Here is a 16,253-nt window from a genome sequence, read left to right as displayed (position 1 = left end):
CGTTAAAAGCCCGGGTTGCGTACGCGATCCGGGCTTTTTCTTTTGCAGGGAACTCTACCCACGTATCCATTGTTCCTACACGAAATTATCAGACCATGGAGATAGGATTTGACAGCTTCGGTTCCGCAGTGATCGACGAGAACACCGGTGACGTGCTACACGCCGAAAAATCAATGCAGGACTTGCTGGACCGGATCGTGCACGCCGATAAAATGGGCATCGACGTATTCGGAATGGGGGAACACCACCGCCCCGACTACTTCGACTCCTCCCCCGTAACCATTTTAGCGGCCGCAGCGGCACGCACCGAGCAAATCAAGCTCACCAGCGCGGTCACCGTACTCAGCGCGGCCGATCCGGTGCGGGTATTCCAGAGTTTTGCCACCCTCGACCTGATCTCTAGAGGGCGCACCGAGCTGGTGGTGGGCCGGGGTTCCTTCATCGATGCCTTTCCCCTGTTCGGCTACGACCTGTCGACCTACGATGAGTTGTTTACGGAAAAGCTGGGGCTGCTGCTACAAATTCGCGATAATAAGCGGGTCACCTGGTCGGGAAAATTCCGGCCGGCGCTCAACGACCAACCCGTATATCCGCGCCCCGCCCGGGATCCCATACCGATCTGGCTGGGCGTCGGTGGTACGCCCGCTTCCTTCGCCCGTGCAGGCACCCTTGGTATGCCACTCATGGTAGCCGTGATCGGCGGGGAGACCCACCGCTTTCGTCCGCTCGTCGATCTTTACCGGAATGCCTGGCGGGAGGCCGGTCACGACCCGACGGGGATGAAGGTCGGCCTGCATTCTCTGGGTTACGTGGCTGAAACCACCGAGCAGGCTGTGGAAGATTTTTACCCCGGCCATACCCGCACGATGAACAAGATCGGCAAGGAAAGGGGTTGGAGACCACAAAGCCGGCCCCACTTCGACGCCCAACGGGGTCCCCAGGGCGCCTTATTGGTCGGTGGACCGGAGGAAGTAGCCGCCAAGATCCTGCGGCACTCCGAAGCCCTCGGTGGCATCGACCGCCTGACCTTCCAGATGGACAGTGCCGAACTTACCCACGAGCAACGCTTGCGGGCAATCGAGCTTATCGGAAAAGAAGTAGCGCCCCGCGTCAAAGCGGGCTAACGAATACCCAGCATTTCCAATCCCCCATGCCAGATCCAACAGAAAACCGGTTCCTCCTCATCCTGGTGCTCGGCTCCCTGACCACCATCGGACCGCTCTCCATTGACATGTACCTACCCGCCTTCGGGGGCATTGCCGAAAATCTCGGCACCGATATCAGCCGGGTCTCGCTTTCGCTGTCGAGCTTTTTCGTGGGCCTGGCCATCGGTCAGTTGATTTACGGCCCTCTGCTGGAGCGCTTTGGCCGGAAGCGACCCATGTACATCGGGCTTACGATCTACGCCCTTAGCTCGGTAGCCTGCGCGTTTTCCACTACGATTGAGATGCTGATCGTTTTTCGGTTCTTTCAGGCGCTGGGTGCCTGCGGGGGATTGGTCGCTTCCCGCGCCATCGTGCGCGACCTCTTCGAAACCAAGGAGATGGCCAAGGTCTTTTCGCTGCTGATGATGGTGATCGCCGTTTCCCCGATCATCGCCCCCACGTTGGGCGGCTTCATCACCACGGCTTTCGGGTGGCGGTACGTCTTCGGTATTCTGGCGGGGATGTCTTTACTGATCCTCACGGGGGGCTATTTGCTACTAAGAAGTTACGACCGGATCAACCCCTACTATTCCCTAAGACCGAACGCCATTGCCCGGAACTATTGGTCCATCATCACCGATCGGCATTTCATCGTGTATGCCCTTACCGGAGCGTTTTCCTCGGCCGGCCTCTACGCCTACCTGAGTGGATCTCCCCATCTCTACCTGGAGTTGTTCGGACTGAATGAGCAGCAGTACGGGATCGTATTCGCCATTATTGCCGCGGGTTTGGTGACGGCTACCCAGCTGAATAATCGGAGCCTGCGGAACCGGTCGAGCGAACGCATCGTCTTCCTGGCGCTGATTGGGCAGTGCGTGACCGCGGGTCTGCTTTTCGCTGACGTCTACTTTGGCTACACCAACCTGATTGCGACCACCGCCCTCATCTTCGCTTACCTCTTCTGTCTTGGGTTCATTTTCCCCAACTCCAGCGCCCTGTCGCTCGATACGATGCAACATACGGCGGGGAGTGCTTCGGCGCTGATGGGGTCGCTACAGATGGCGGTGGGAGCCCTGGCTTCCGGACTCGTCGGCGTGCTCCAGAACGAAACGGCCCTGCCGATGGTCGGGGTGATGGCCGTATGTGGGGGAATAGCGCTTACCCTGCTGACAGTGGGGAGCCGTCGCATGACGGTTGCCACCTCCACCTAAGGGTTGCTTACCGCTCGAAAAGATGGCAGGGCGAGCTTGGCGGGCTGGCTCGCGCGACGGTTCCTCGTCGGACGGCTACTCGTGCGACGGTTACTCGTCGGACGACTACTCGCGCGACGGTTACTCGTCGGACGGCTACTCGCGCGACGGTTACTCGTCGGACGGCTACTCGCGCGACGATAACTCGTCGGACCACTTTCGCTACCGACGACCATCGATTTCTTAACCTGCAGTTAACATTGGCACATAGGACCCTGCCCCCCTCCCACACCCGGTGAAAAGGTATTCCCCGGTAATTTTCCTCAGCGGAAGGTCGGCAGCGGGCCCCTATCTTCACCCCATGTCCGTAAGATTCTCTCGCGTAGGTCACGTCCTGGCCTCCGCCGGCGCCGCCATCGGGGTAGCCAACCTGGTGATCTTTCCCTACCGGGTGCACTACTTCGGGGGGAGTGCCTACATCCTGGCTTTCGTCGTCTTCACCCTGTTGATGGGCATACCGCTGATGGTACTGGAGAATGCCATGGGCAAACGGCGTGGCACCGACGCTACCGAAGCCTTCACCTGGCCGGGCACCTCGAAAAATTGGCAGGCGGTAGCCTGGCTGGGAATTCTGACCTCCATCATGGTCGCGTCGTTTTATCTCGTCCTAGCGGGGTGGACGCTTGACTACGTCTGGACCTACCTGACGGATTACGCCGCGGTGGCCACTACCCCGGCCGGACCGGCCTTTGGAGCAGCCATCGGCACCATCCCGCGGGCGTTGCTCTTCACGGGACTGTTTACCGCTATGGTGGCCTTCGTCTGTTCCCGGGAATTGTACGCCGGGATCGAGCGATTGGGCAAATTCGCCATGCCGGTCCTCGGGTTGTTATTGATCTTTTTGATCGTGTCTCTGCCGCTCCTGCGCCCCGGCGCACTGGATTATCCGAACCTGCTGAAGTTTGACTGGCGCGGGCTGCTCATCCCGACGGACAACCGGGAACTGGGACTACTGCACGCGCTCGGACAAGCCTTTTTCAGTCTCGGGCTTGGCGCGGTTTCCATGATGACCTTCGCCACCCACGCCGACCGGGAAACGAACGTGCTCCGCGCGGCCCCGCAGATCGTCCACCTGGATACCGCCGTAGCCATTCTTGGCGCGGTGCTGGTGCTGCCCCTCATTGGCGGGGCGGAAGGGGACATCTACGCCGGTCCGCCGCTGGTCTTCATCAACCTGGTCGAAATTTTCAAAACCTACGGTATGGCCGCCCAGTGGGTCGGCCTGTTATTTTTCTTCCTCCTGGGGGTAGCCATTTTGACCTCGGCCGTGTCGCTCTTCGAGCCCGCGCTGCGGACCATGACCGAGCGCTACGGCTGGCGACGTCGTTCGGGAGGACCGGTGGTGGGTCTCCTCGTCTTCGCGCTGGCGGTGCCAGTGGTGATCTCCTGTTCCGCTGACGGGCCAGCCTGGCTAACCAATTTCGCCGGAATGGGCGACCCCGGTCTCGGCTACTTCAATTTCTTGCTGGAATGGTTCGGGAGTATCTCGTTGCTTATCGGGGAATTGCTCCTGTGTTGGTTTTTGCTGAAGGTGTGGGGACTACCGGCCTTCTTCGAGGAACTGGCCTTCGGTGGCCACCGCGTCACGGCCGCAGATCGCAAGCGGTTGACCTGGCAGTTGCGCTACGTGATCCCGATCGGGATAGCCCTCCTGCTCCTGGCTAAGATCTGGACGTTTTTCTGAGTAGAAGCATGGTCACCGTGCGGGTTAGTATTCGCTAAAGATCCCTACGGTGCCACCAACCCGGCCACTAAAAAGCCCAGGTAGGTTCCCAGCCCGTTTCCGAGTGATCCGACCAGAATACCCGGCAGGTACAGGTCCATCCGGTTCAGGCTTTTAGCCAGGGCGAGGGAGGAAGAGGAGCCTCCGATATTTGCCTGGGAGGCTACGGCGGCTACGTCCATGTCCAGTTTCATTAACCTGGCTCCGCCGAAAACGATCGTACCGTGAACCACCACGGTGACACAGACCATAAAGAGAAGCCGCCAGGCCAGGTCGCCGATCTGCCCCAGCGCGGCCAGTTCGCAGAAGGCCCCGATGACCGCCAGGAAAAGGTAAACGAAGAACAGCCCGACTACCTGTCCACCGGCTAGTCGGTGCAGCGCCGGAACCTGGGCCAGCAGCAAGGCGATGGTGGTGAGTACCAGGATGGACGGCACGTTCAGGCCCCCGTTTTCCAGAGCAGTGGCTAGCCCATCGGCAGCAGCCAGGCTGAGGAAACCGATACCCAGTAGCACCCCGATGGAGAGGACGCTTACCGATTCGGTTGCCCGTTCGACGTCTTCGGTGGCCTCCGCCGGACCGGGGTTGATCACATCACGCCGCCGGAACAATAGCGGTACGGCCAGCGTGACCACCATCCAGACGGCGGTGATGATGTTATCCACCGCGGTCATCCCGGCGTAGAGGATGCCCTCCCGCATCATGTCGTAGTGGATCGCAATGGCATTATAATTCACGCTGCCGCCGGTATACGTACCGGTAAACATGCCGCTGATCGCGGGGTAGAATTCGCCAAAGTGAGTCGGCCCGTCCACTACGAACATCCCGGCGAAGACGCCCAGGGCCGTAGCCGCACTGCCGAGCACGAACAGCCCTAACATCGGTGCGCCGGCCCGGCGGATACTCGCCAGGTTTACGTCGAGCAGCAGGTAGAAGATGGACAACGGCGCCAGGTAGCGGAAGATGCCGTCGTAAACTACCGATCCCTGGCTGGCGGAGGGGATCAGGCCCAAGTTGGCCCAGACGGCCACGACGACGATGACCACCAGGGCCGTTCCGAAGTGGCGTAGAAAGGTCCTCCGCACCAACCATTCCGAGAGGACCACGCTTCCGCATAAGATGGCCAGGAGTAGCAGGGGGGAGGACATCATGGGAAGCGATATTCGTGAGCGTACCCTTTGGCGGACGAACTTCGCTGGGCTGGGTTCGGCCGACGAAGGGTCCGGCTAAGATCGCAACAGCTTTTCTTTTTCCCTCTGGAAGGCGGCATCGGAGAGGATTCCTTCCTCCTTTAGCTTGGCCAATCGCTCGATCTGGGTGATGAGGTCGTCGGAAAGCTCGAGCGTATCCGGAGCGGCACCGGGCTCGGAAACGATGTCGGCGTCCGACCGGGGGCGGGTGGCAGGTTTCCGGTAACCGTTTGATTTGAAGGCGGCGTAATCCGGAGTGGACCGCAGGAAAGCCAGGTGATCGTGCCGCTCCATCTCGTCGAAGTCGTAGTAGCCATGCTCCAGCGCCTGACTGAGGTGGTAGAGGGCGGTGTCGGTTTCTTCGTGGATGGAGTACAGGCAGGCCAGTTTGAAGTGGACTTCTGGTTGGCGGGGATCGACGTTCAGCGAGCGGCGGTAGTCACGGATCGCTTCGTCGAATTGATAGTTGGCGTAATACTGGTCGGCCGTAAGCTGAAAGGGATCTTTACGGGGGCCGGCCGGGGGCGGGGCCACGTACTCCTGGCGGGGCGGCTGGGGCGGTGGCGGGCCGGCATACTCGTACTGGTGCTGGTACTGCTGGTGTTGCTGGGCCGCCCAGAACTCCGGATTGTACTTGCGGTTAAACTTCTGGTCGTCCTGGGTCAGGAAGACGATGCCGTCGATCATGGCGATGATCGTGGGGATGAAGGTCCAAACGAAGAGCAGGTACAGGATTCCCAACCCCTTCTGCCCCAGATAAAACCGGTGTACGCCCAGTCCGCCAAAGACCAGGGCGAAGATACCGGCGGTGGTTTTGTTTTTCATAAGGCAAAGGTCGGAAGTACCGAAGATACGCCCAACGCCGCGACGGACTATTCGACCCGCAGGCCGATAATCGCCCTCGAACCGGGATACTTTTCTACGAGCGGCTCAACGGCTACGCAGCAAACCCCGTTGGCGTACCGACCGTTACCTTCACCCACCCCGATTGTAATCGCGAGCGCATTAATTCTTACCTGCCCTATGCTGACTGCCCAAACCACCCACCGCGTACGCTACGGAGAAACCGACCAGATGGGCTACCTCTACCACGGCCACTACGCGCTGCTCTACGAGGTGGGCCGGGCGGAAATGCTGCGGGGCCTCGGTCTGAGCTACGCCGAAATGGAAAAGAAGGTCGGCGTCATGATGCCGGTGATGAGCCTGAACCAACGCTTCGTACGGCCGGCCCGTTACGACGAGGTGCTGACCATTACCACTCAGCTGCGCCACGTACCCGACCGGACCATCACTTTTCACATCGAGATCCACAACGAAAACGGTAAATTGGTCAACGGCGGCTCGGTCAAACTCTGCTTTGTCGACGTCAAGACGGAGCGCACGGTGTCGGTACCCGAATATCTCCTCCAGGTCATACGTCCGAATTTTTGAGCGTGAAGAAATTCAGCATGACGGCCTTCAAGCGGTACTTCACCGAGCACCCCGTGGTGATCGGGTTACTGAAGTACAGCAAGGAGAATAGCCTCATCGGATTTCACGGCGTACCGATCTACGAGGTGGTGGTCTTCGTCATCAACGAAGCGACCCGCGACGACCTCTTCACCCGGGCCAACAGCGTAGCCTTCAGTTTTTTTCTGTCGCTTTTCCCCTCCATTCTGACCATCTTCACGCTGGTCCCCTTCGCCCTGAACTTCCTCAGCATCTGGTTTCCCGCCCTGGAGAACTTCAACATGACGCTGTACGAAGAGATCAAGCGCGTGATGCCCGGTCAGGCGGGGGATATCGTCTTCGGCTTCGTGCAGGAGATCACCAATTCCCCCAAGATCGGGTTGCTGAGCTTCGGTTTCCTGCTGGCGGTTTTCTTTTCCAGCAACGGGATGATGTCGCTCATGCAGGCCTTCGAAAAGAGCTACGTGAAGGTGTTTCGGCAGCGGGGCTTCCTGCGCAAGCGGATGGTGGCCGTGGGGCTCACCTTCCTCATCGGGCTCTTCATCATCGCCAGCGTGGTACTCGTCATTATGGGCGACAGCATCATCGGCTGGATCAACTACTGGCTCGGGCTGGGCGGCTTTGCCCGTTTCCTGGTCAACAGCGTTCGCTGGGTCACCATGCTGGCCCTCTACTACATCATCATCGGCTCGCTCTACCGCTACGGGGCCGCTACGATCACCCGCTTTAGCTACTTCAGTCCGGGGGTGACCCTGGCCACCATCCTGAGTTTGCTTACTTCCGTAGCCTTCAGCTTCTACATCGACGGCTTCAATCGCTACGATACCTACACGAAGTTCTACGGCTCCATCGCCACCATCATCATCGTGATGCTGTGGTTTCAGCTGAACGCCCTCATCCTGATCATCGGCTTCGAAATGAACGCGGCCATTGCGGTGCACCGGGATCTGACGGCTCCGGAGACGCGGGATACGTTGGAGGAGGAATAGTAGGGGGGGGAGTAGGTGGTAGGTAGGGGTCGGGCGATTCCCTCGTAGCCAACATGCTCGCCGCTGATCGCCAATCATTGCGCCGGAGCGCGGGAGCAAACAGCGCAAAGCATCAAAACCACCGCCCCATTAAGCCGTGAGGGATAACGTTCTTCGTATCTTTGCGCCCCGCTTACTACCTCAGAAACCGGAGTGCTAGCTGCTCCCAACTACGTCCGATGTCTCGCCCCCCGCTGTCCAAAATTTTTGCCGAACGCATCCTCGTCCTTGACGGCGCCATGGGAAGCCTGATCCAGGGCTACGGGCTCACCGAGGCCGACTACCGCCACGGCCACCTGGAAGATCACCCCAGCGACCTCAAAGGCAACCACGACCTCCTCGTGCTCACCCGGCCGGACGTGATCGAGGAGATCCACCGCCAGTACCTCGAAGCCGGCGCCGACCTGATCGAGACGAACACCTTCAGCGGCACCACGATCGCCCAGGCGGATTACGGAACCCAGCACATCGTCTACGAGTTGAATAAGGCCGCGGCCGAAGTGGCGCGCCGCGCGGCTGATGACTATACTACGGCAGACAAGCCCCGCTACGTGGCCGGCGCCGTCGGACCTACCAACCGGACCCTGAGTATCAGTCCGGACGTAAACGACCCCGGCTACCGGGCCATTACCTTCGAGCAACTCAGCGAGGCTTACAAGACCCAAATCGAAGGACTGGTCGACGGCGGGGTCGACTGCATCCTCATCGAAACGATTTTCGATACGCTGAACGCCAAGGCCGCCCTGTTTGCCCTGCAGGAGGTGCGGGACGAACGCGGCATCGAGTTACCGGTAATCATCTCCGGCACCATCACGGATGCCAGTGGCCGCACGCTGTCGGGACAAACGACGGAAGCTTTCTACATTTCCGTGGCCCACGCCAAACCGCTCTGCATCGGATTGAACTGCGCCCTCGGAGCAAAGGAAATGCGGGCCCACCTGGCTTCACTGTCGAAGATCGCGGAATGCTACGTCCACGCCTACCCCAATGCCGGTCTACCCAACGAAATGGGCGAGTACGACCAGGATGCCGAGGAGATGCAGGAGTACATCCGCGACTTCGCGGCCAGCGGCCTAGTCAATATGATCGGTGGTTGCTGCGGTACCACCCCGGCGCACATCGCGGCGATGGCTAAGGCTGTGGCCGGTCTCCCGATACGGCCCGTACCGGAGCGGGCGCCCCATACCCGGCTGAGCGGTCTGGAGCCCCTGGTCATCCGGGAAGAAACCAACTTCGTGAACGTAGGCGAGCGGACGAACGTGACCGGCTCCAAGAAATTCGCCCGCCTGATTAAGGACGGCGACTACCCTACCGCCCTCGACGTAGCCCGCGACCAGGTGGAAGGCGGCGCCCAGGTGATTGACATCAACATGGACGAGGGGCTGCTTGACAGCGAGGAGGCCATGAAGACCTTCCTGAACCTCGTGATGGCCGAACCCGACATCGCTAAACTGCCCATCATGATCGACTCCTCGAAGTGGGACGTCATCGAGGCCGGTCTGCGCTGCGTACAGGGAAAGTGCGTGGTCAACTCCATCAGCATGAAGGAGGGCGAGGCCGAATTTCTGCGGCAGGCGCGGCTGGTAAAGCGCTACGGGGCGGCCGCCGTGGTCATGGCCTTCGACGAAAAGGGACAGGCCGATTCGATGGATCGCAAGGTGGAGATCTGTGAGCGCGCCTATAAACTGCTGACGCAGCAGGCCGGCTTCGAAGCGGAAGACATCATTTTCGACCCCAATATCTTTGCCATCGCCACCGGCATCGACGAACACAACAACTATGGGGTAGACTTCATCGAAGCCACGCGGCGCATCAAAGAGCTCTGCCCGGGGGTTAAGATCAGTGGCGGGGTATCGAACGTGAGCTTCTCCTTCCGGGGAAACAACCTGGTGCGGGAAGCCATGCACTCCGCCTTTCTCTACCACGCTATCCGGGCGGGTATGGACATGGGTATCGTAAACGCCGGATTGATCGAGGTGTACGAAGACATCCCCAAGGAGCTCCTGGATTTGGTGGAAGACGTTATCCTCAACCGCCGCGACGACGCCACCGACCGCCTCATGGAATTTGCCGAGGGGCTGAAGAACGTGGGGGGGCGTACCGTCCAGCGCGATTTGGGATGGCGGGAGAGTACAGTCCAGGAGCGCTTGCGGCATAGCCTCGTGAAGGGTATTACGGAATACATCGAATCCGATACCGAGGAAGCCCGGCAGCAGTACCCCCGCCCCCTGCACGTGATCGAAGGTCCTTTGATGGACGGCATGAACGTCGTGGGCGACCTCTTCGGGTCGGGGAAGATGTTCCTCCCCCAGGTCGTGAAGAGCGCCCGGGTGATGAAGCAGGCGGTGGCGTATCTGCAACCCTTCATCGAGGCGGAGCGCCTGGAACTGGGAGGCGCGGCCGATGAAGAGGAGACGCATAAAGGTTCCATCCTATTAGCCACCGTCAAGGGCGACGTTCACGACATCGGCAAGAACATCGTCGGCGTGGTGCTCGCCTGCAACAACTACCGGATCCACGACCTGGGCGTTATGGTGCCGGCCGCCAAAATCCTGGATGAGGCGGAGCGCCTGGGCGTCGACGTGATCGGTCTCTCCGGTCTGATCACCCCCTCCCTGGACGAGATGGTCAACGTGGCCTCCGAAATGGAACGCCGCGGCTTGCAGACCCCCCTGCTGATCGGTGGCGCTACGACCAGCAAGACCCACACCGCCCTCAAGGTGGCCCCGGCCTACAGCGGCCCGACGGTACACGTCCTCGATGCCAGCCGGGCCGTCACCGTGGTGAGCGAACTGCTGAATTCCGAGGAATCCGAGCGGGAGCGCTACCGGAACAGCATCACCGAAGACTACGAGCGCGTTCGCGTGCAACGGGCCAATAAACAGTCCAACAAAAAGACCCTGACGATCGAAGCGGCACGAGCAAACGGCCTCCAGCTCGACTGGGAAACCTACACCCCGCCCGTGCCGACCTTTACCGGTACCAAAACCCTCGATAATTTCCCGCTGGAGGAGCTGGTCGACTTCATCGACTGGACGCCCTTCTTCAGCAGCTGGGGACTGGCCGGTAAATTTCCGGAGATACTTAAGGACGAAGTGGTCGGCGAACAGGCTACCCAATTGTACCGGGAAGCCCGGCAAATGCTGGACAAAATCGTTGCGGAAAAATGGTTGATCGCCCGGGGCGTGGTAGGGTTCTGGCCCGCGGTGGCGGACGTATCCACGGATACCGTTCACGTCCAAACCGATAAGAAGTCTTACGAGCTCTACCAGCTACGGCAGCAGAGCAAGAAATCGGCCCGGCTGGCGAATCAATCCCTGACCGATTACATCGCGCCGAAAGACAGCGGCAAACAGGACTACATCGGTGGTTTTGCCGTCACCGCGGGGATCGGTATCGAGGAGTACGTGAAGCGCTTCGAGGAAGCCCACGACGACTACAGCGCCATCATGCTCAAGGCCCTGGCCGACCGGCTGGCGGAGGCCTTCGCCGAGGCGCTGCACCAGCGGGTACGGCGGGAATACTGGGGCTATGCCCCCGACGAAGGACTGGACAACGATGACCTGATCTCCGAGCGGTACCGGGGTATTCGTCCGGCTCCGGGGTACCCGGCCTGTCCGGAACACACCGAAAAGGCCAAGCTGTGGGAAATGATGGACGCGGAGGAAGCGACCGGCATCCGGCTCACGGAGAGCTTCGCCATGTACCCGACCTCGAGCGTCAGCGGCTGGTACTACAGCCATCCCGAAGCGAAGTACTTTACGGTACGGGGTATTCAGGCGGACCAGGAGGCCGATTACGCTCGGCGAAAAGGATGGGATCCGGTGACGGCCCAAAAGTGGTTGGCCCCCATCCGGGGTTAAGCCTCGGTTAATTGTACGGGAATCGCACAATAAGCACCGGAAAGGACTTACCTTAGGGAGGCTTTGAAGATCGACCTGATGTCAGAAACCTTCCTGTTTACGCTGCTTATGCTGCTGGGATCCACGCTCCGTGGGCAACAAATCATTCTCAACAGCAATTACTTTCCGGAAGCGGGAGATACGCTTAAGTATTACGTCGCGGACGATGGTTTCACGGTCGACCTCCTCGGCCCGGGTGAGGGCGTCAACTGGAACTTCGGCGAGCTCACCGCGGCAAGCGAACTCCTGTTCCCCGTGACTTCGGCGGTGAGTGATTCGGTGTTCACCGATGCCCAGATCGCCATGAACATCGAATCGGGTACCGTAGGCTACTTTCGTGTCACCGAAACGGAGATAAACCTCGTCGGCATACGTGGTAACACGCCCCTACTCGAAGGATTTCCCCTGGAGGTCGCCCTCAATCCCACCCGCCCCGAACGCCGGGCCCCACTGTCGTACGGCGATGAGTTTGAAGCCGCCGCCAGTACCGGCTTGGTAGTTGCGCCGGACGATCTGCCGCAGGAAGCCCTCGATCAGCTGAACGCCGTGGTTACCGAGGCGGTGGACAGTATCCGGCTTACCACCTCGAGCGTCCGCCAAGACGAAATAGATGCTACCGGTACCCTGACGATCGACAACCGAACCTACGACGTGCTACGGGAAAAACGGGTCGAATTTATCCAGACTACGGTGGAAATCAAGGTACCCATACTGGGCTACGTGGACGTGACCAACAATTTAGGCGCCGCCATTCCCGACATTGCCGAGTTTCTGGGGCAACAGCCACCTATGACGACCTACTTGTTTTGGTCGCCCGGCGTGAAGGAAGCGATCGCGACCGTTACGGAGGCACCGGACGGAAGCCTCACCCGACTGACGTATATACAGGGCGACGCCACCAACTCCACCGGCGGGCCCTACCTTCGGCAGGCGGATATCAACGTTTATCCCAATCCTACCCACGGCCTGACCACCTTCGAGGTTAACGGACTGGATGCCGGCAACTACACCATTCGCGTACTGAATGTACTTGGCAGGAAAGTCGGTGAGGCGCGATTCGCCCCCGTTTCCGGTCAGGCGAAGGTTCCCCTCAACTTGGAAAGGCTTCCCCGCGGAACGTACCTCTACAGCCTGACGAACGAACGGGGAAGAATTCTAACCACCCGCCGATTAATGGTTGGCGGTTAGGCATTCAGCCCCCGGCGCAAGGCACGGATCTCCTCCGTCAGCGCATCGACTTTCCGCTCCAATTCCCGGTTGTTATCCATCGTCATTTCATCCACGAAGATGGCATTAGCCAATCCAATACCGAAAATGCCGCCGAGCAGCACCACGCTGCCGAAATAGAGCCGGGTCATACCCACCCGCCACGGACTGGCACTGTTCGGCGTGATCGCATCCGGGATCTCGTTCCAACCCTCGAGGGTGAACATCTGAAAAATGCTGTAGAAGCTCACCAGCGGATCGCCGAAATAGCGGGGGGCGGTATCCGCGTAAAAGTGGCAGGTAACCATGGCTAGCAACAAGTTCAGAAAGAACAGCGCGGCCAACACCAATACGGAAGACTTCAGGGCCCGGCCAAGCCCCTGCATCACCTGCTCGACGTTGGGAATGAACCGCAGAAACCGTACCAGGCGAACCAACCGGAACAGCCGCAACAGGATCAGAATAGTGGTATCGGGAACATCAAAAAATGCCAGGAACAGCACCGGTAGCGAACCGACGATGATGAAAAAATCGAAGCGGTTCCAGGGGTTTGAAAAGTAAGGGCGCGGTTTCAGCACCGCAAGCTTCACTACTACCTCCATCAGAAAAAAGAGGATGAAAAAATAGTCGAGCCCCAGCAACCAGGGATCGTCCCGCTGGCTGGGAAAGTACAGCGCGAAGATGACCAGCGAATTCAGGATAACGGCCAAGAGTATGGCACGCTCGTTAAGGAATAATCGGTTCACGGTACGGGGTTCTTGTCTGCTAAATTACCGTCTTCCGCCTGGAGCTCGCCGTATCTTGGAGGAATGGAGTCGATCGCAACGTACTTTGAAACCATACCAAGCAGTCACCGGACCCTGATCCTAGTAGGCGGCCTCACGCTTTTCTGGCTGCTCGAAAGCGCCGTCCCCCTCTTTACGGCGGAATACAAACGGTGGCGCCACGCCGGTATCAACGTTTTCTTCACCCTGACCACCGTTGTCGTTAACTTCGTGCTGGCCTTCCTGCTCGTGCGGGGCAGCCAGTGGGCGGTGGCGAGTGAATTCGGACTACTCCAGTGGATCGCCATGCCCACCTGGGCCATGGCGATCGCCGGTCTACTCCTGCTAGACCTGCTGGGCGCCTACCTCGCTCACTGGACCGAGCACCGGGTACCCCTACTTTGGCGCTTTCACTTGATCCATCATACCGACCAGAACGTGGATACGACCACCGCCAACCGTCACCACCCCGGGGAAAGCGTGATCCGCTTCGCCTTTACCACGGTGGCCGTCATGCTGCTGGGCGCGCCGATCTGGCTCGTCTTTCTCTACCAAAGCATGAGCGTGGTATCGAGCCAGTTCAACCACGCCAATATCAGCCTTCCCGAATGGCTCGACCGCGGGCTCCGTACGGTCTTCGTCACCCCCGACATGCACCGGGTGCACCACCACTACGTCCTCCCCTACACCGACAGCAACTACGGCAACATCTTCAGCGTATGGGATCGGCTGTTCGGCACCTATCAAGTGATGGACAACCGGCAACTCCGCTACGGCGTAGACACCCATATGGACGAGCCAGACCACCAGAATCTGTGGCGTATGCTGGGGATACCCTTTGAGCGTAGGAAGTAAGGGGGGGGATTGTCGGTTGTTGGTTGTCGAAGCCTGTTGTCGGTTTTCGGCTTTCGGTTGTCGGTTGTCGGTTGTCTCATGTCCCTTATCGAAGGGCGGCCATACCCCCTATCGCGAGTGCAGGAAGGGACAAATCCAACGGATTACCCGACTAAAATACTACCATACTACCCCCACGCAGGCGCAGCAAGCGGCGAAAGGGACGCGACTAAAAGACTAAAGAATTAAAAGACTAACCTACTACCGCACCACGATCGCGAGCGCAGCAAGCGGCGAAAGGGACGCGACTAAAAGACTACCCGACTAAAAGACTACCTAACCACCTTCCCGGAACGCAAATTCACCATCTTTCCCCCCTTCTCACTCACGTAACGCTGGATGATGCGCGCCGTATCCGGGTAAGTGACGGACCGCTTTACGCTGTCGATGGCCATGGCCAGGTCGCTGGATCGCTCCTTGTCGATGTAACCGAAGCCCTGGTATTTGCCCTCCTCGACCAGGATGACGGAGGCCTCGTCGTGACTCCGGCCGCGATCGAAGAGTAGAAAATCCTCGTCGAAGACGTTGCGCAGGTGGAGGCGGGCGTCCTCGGCGCGGAGGTTATAGGTATCGGGATCCTCCTCTCCGGCGCAGCCGCCGCGGCACTGCTTTAGGTGGTAGTGAAAGCAGGCCGATTTACTCGGGTAAATGTTGGTAAAGGCGCTGCAGAGTTCCAGGTGCTTACGGACGAAATTCAGGCGGCCTTTCGCGCGGCTGATCGAAGGGTATTCGCTGATGATGTCGAGTTCCTTGCGGGCCTGGGCGGTATTGCGGACCACGTCGAAGCAGCGGAAACCCCGCTCATTCAGGTAGCTATGAATAGCGTGGCTAAAGCGTTTACCCCGCTGGGCACGGTTGATCCGGGGTTGAAGGCGTTTGATTTCCTCGCTTTCCAGGAGGAGGGCGACCAGCTCGCTACCGGTGATTTCGTAGGTGATGTCCGCTACTTTCTCGGCAATACGGCTTCCCTTGGTGGTGTGATCGTTGAAGTGCTGGGCGATGCGCTTCCGGATATTCGTGCTCTTTCCGACGTAGATGACGTCGCCGCGATCGTCGTGGAAATAGTAGACCCCCGTTTCATCCGGGATCTCCATGATCTGTTCCAGCTTGATCTGCTTGGGCAGGCGGGTTTCCTTGATGCCGTGGTTGATGAGTCGGGTAGCTTCCTGGGCGCAATCCTCCCCGGCTAGGCACAGCTGGAGCAATTCCGTGGTCGCGACGGCATCGGCCAGCGCGCGGTGGCGGGCTTCGACCTGGAATCCGAAGTGTTGGATCAGGTTGCCGAGACTGTAGCTTTTCAGTCCGGGAAAGCACTTCCGCGTGAGGCGAACGGTACAGAGCTTGCGGCGGGAGAAGGTGTAGCCGAGGCGGCTGAATTCCTCCCGGAGGAAGCCGTAGTCGAACTTCGCGTTGTGGGCTACGAAGATGCGGCCTTCGGTGAGCTCGACGATTTGCTTAGCGACCTCATAAAACTTGGGTTGGCCGCTCACCATTTCCTGGGTAATGCCCGTTAACTCTACGATACCGGCGGGAATGTACTGTTCGGGGTCGAGCAGCGTCTCGAACGTTTCCGTTACCTTTTCGCCGTCGTACACCACGATTCCGATTTCGGTGATGCGGGACCGGGAGGCACGCCCGCCCGTGGTCTCGATGTCGACGATCGCGTATTCTCTCTTACTCATAGTTCAGGTCCGCTCCCTCC

Annotated in this window: 12 protein-coding genes; 8 read left to right on the top strand and 4 right to left on the bottom strand. The window is 59.5% G+C overall.

The features are described from left to right. The first annotated feature begins 95 nt into the window (after window positions 1-95). From CLV84_RS06105 to CLV84_RS06095, 3 genes are all read left to right on the top strand, one after another. Window positions 96-1,124, top strand: a complete 1,029-nt coding sequence (locus CLV84_RS06105) for an LLM class flavin-dependent oxidoreductase (protein WP_104418836.1) — start codon at window positions 96-98, stop codon at window positions 1,122-1,124. Window positions 1,125-1,150: 26 nt separating this feature from the next. Next, window positions 1,151-2,356 carry a multidrug effflux MFS transporter gene (locus tag CLV84_RS06100; RefSeq protein WP_104418835.1) on the top strand — a complete coding sequence of 402 codons (1,206 nt, stop codon included), beginning with the start codon at window positions 1,151-1,153 and terminating at the stop codon, window positions 2,354-2,356. 340 nt (window positions 2,357-2,696) lie between these two features. Further along, window positions 2,697-4,079: a sodium-dependent transporter gene (locus CLV84_RS06095; protein WP_104418834.1), complete on the top strand. Its 1,383-nt coding sequence runs from the start codon at window positions 2,697-2,699 to the stop codon at window positions 4,077-4,079. 44 nt (window positions 4,080-4,123) lie between these two features. On the opposite strand, the gene CLV84_RS06090 is transcribed toward CLV84_RS06095, so the two are convergent. Then, entirely contained in the window at window positions 4,124-5,269 is a 1,146-nt protein-coding gene (locus CLV84_RS06090) for a DUF819 family protein (protein ID WP_104418833.1), read from the bottom strand. Window positions 5,270-5,344: 75 nt separating this feature from the next. After that, a complete protein-coding gene (locus CLV84_RS21755) occupies window positions 5,345-6,133 on the bottom strand; it encodes an NINE protein (RefSeq protein WP_104418832.1) in 789 nt (262 codons plus the stop codon). Between the two features lie 198 nt (window positions 6,134-6,331). On the opposite strand from CLV84_RS21755, the gene CLV84_RS06080 reads away from it, so the two are divergent. The 4 genes from CLV84_RS06080 to CLV84_RS06065 all read left to right on the top strand — a co-directional run bounded on the left by CLV84_RS06080 (window position 6,332) and on the right by CLV84_RS06065 (window position 12,875). After that, the gene (locus CLV84_RS06080; protein ID WP_104418831.1) at window positions 6,332-6,739 is read left to right on the top strand and encodes an acyl-CoA thioesterase; all 408 of its coding nucleotides are present in this window, start codon (window positions 6,332-6,334) and stop codon (window positions 6,737-6,739) included. Between the two features lie 2 nt (window positions 6,740-6,741). After that, on the top strand, window positions 6,742-7,746 hold the full coding sequence (locus CLV84_RS06075) for a YihY/virulence factor BrkB family protein (RefSeq protein WP_245911450.1): 1,005 nt from the start codon (window positions 6,742-6,744) through the stop codon (window positions 7,744-7,746). A 218-nt stretch (window positions 7,747-7,964) separates the two neighbouring features. Then, complete coding sequence (gene metH / locus CLV84_RS06070) at window positions 7,965-11,648, top strand: methionine synthase (protein WP_104418830.1); 3,684 nt, start codon at window positions 7,965-7,967, stop codon at window positions 11,646-11,648. A 63-nt stretch (window positions 11,649-11,711) separates the two neighbouring features. Beyond that, on the top strand, window positions 11,712-12,875 hold the full coding sequence (locus CLV84_RS06065; protein WP_104418829.1) for a T9SS type A sorting domain-containing protein: 1,164 nt from the start codon (window positions 11,712-11,714) through the stop codon (window positions 12,873-12,875). Here the strand turns inward: CLV84_RS06065 and CLV84_RS06060 are convergent. Continuing rightward, window positions 12,872-13,639: an ion transporter gene (locus CLV84_RS06060; protein WP_245911391.1), complete on the bottom strand. Its 768-nt coding sequence runs from the start codon at window positions 13,637-13,639 to the stop codon at window positions 12,872-12,874. The two genes, CLV84_RS06065 and CLV84_RS06060, sit on opposite strands and share 4 nt — an antisense overlap. 63 nt (window positions 13,640-13,702) lie before the next feature. On the opposite strand from CLV84_RS06060, the gene CLV84_RS06055 reads away from it, so the two are divergent. After that, window positions 13,703-14,512, top strand: a complete 810-nt coding sequence (locus CLV84_RS06055; RefSeq protein WP_104418828.1) for a sterol desaturase family protein — start codon at window positions 13,703-13,705, stop codon at window positions 14,510-14,512. Between the two features lie 311 nt (window positions 14,513-14,823). On the opposite strand, the gene CLV84_RS06050 is transcribed toward CLV84_RS06055, so the two are convergent. Beyond that, entirely contained in the window at window positions 14,824-16,233 is a 1,410-nt protein-coding gene (locus tag CLV84_RS06050; protein WP_104418827.1) for an exonuclease domain-containing protein, read from the bottom strand. Window positions 16,234-16,253 lie beyond the last annotated feature (20 nt).

The sequence above is a fragment of the Neolewinella xylanilytica genome (assembly GCF_002934605.1).
Classification (GTDB): Bacteria; Bacteroidota; Bacteroidia; order Chitinophagales; family Saprospiraceae; genus Neolewinella; species Neolewinella xylanilytica.
Note: the sequence above shows the minus strand (reverse complement) of the source record. Positions and strands in the feature narration are given on the sequence as shown.

Coding starts and splice junctions, on each gene's coding strand:
- CLV84_RS06095 (WP_104418834.1), top strand. CDS start 2,697: ATGTCCGTAAGATTCTCTCGCGTAGGTCACGTCCTGGCCTCCGCCGGC.
- CLV84_RS06055 (WP_104418828.1), top strand. CDS start 13,703: ATGGAGTCGATCGCAACGTACTTTGAAACCATACCAAGCAGTCACCGG.
- CLV84_RS21755 (WP_104418832.1), bottom strand. CDS start 6,133: ATGAAAAACAAAACCACCGCCGGTATCTTCGCCCTGGTCTTTGGCGGA.
- CLV84_RS06105 (WP_104418836.1), top strand. CDS start 96: ATGGAGATAGGATTTGACAGCTTCGGTTCCGCAGTGATCGACGAGAAC.
- CLV84_RS06090 (WP_104418833.1), bottom strand. CDS start 5,269: ATGATGTCCTCCCCCCTGCTACTCCTGGCCATCTTATGCGGAAGCGTG.
- CLV84_RS06050 (WP_104418827.1), bottom strand. CDS start 16,233: ATGAGTAAGAGAGAATACGCGATCGTCGACATCGAGACCACGGGCGGG.
- metH (WP_104418830.1), top strand. CDS start 7,965: ATGTCTCGCCCCCCGCTGTCCAAAATTTTTGCCGAACGCATCCTCGTC.
- CLV84_RS06080 (WP_104418831.1), top strand. CDS start 6,332: ATGCTGACTGCCCAAACCACCCACCGCGTACGCTACGGAGAAACCGAC.
- CLV84_RS06100 (WP_104418835.1), top strand. CDS start 1,151: ATGCCAGATCCAACAGAAAACCGGTTCCTCCTCATCCTGGTGCTCGGC.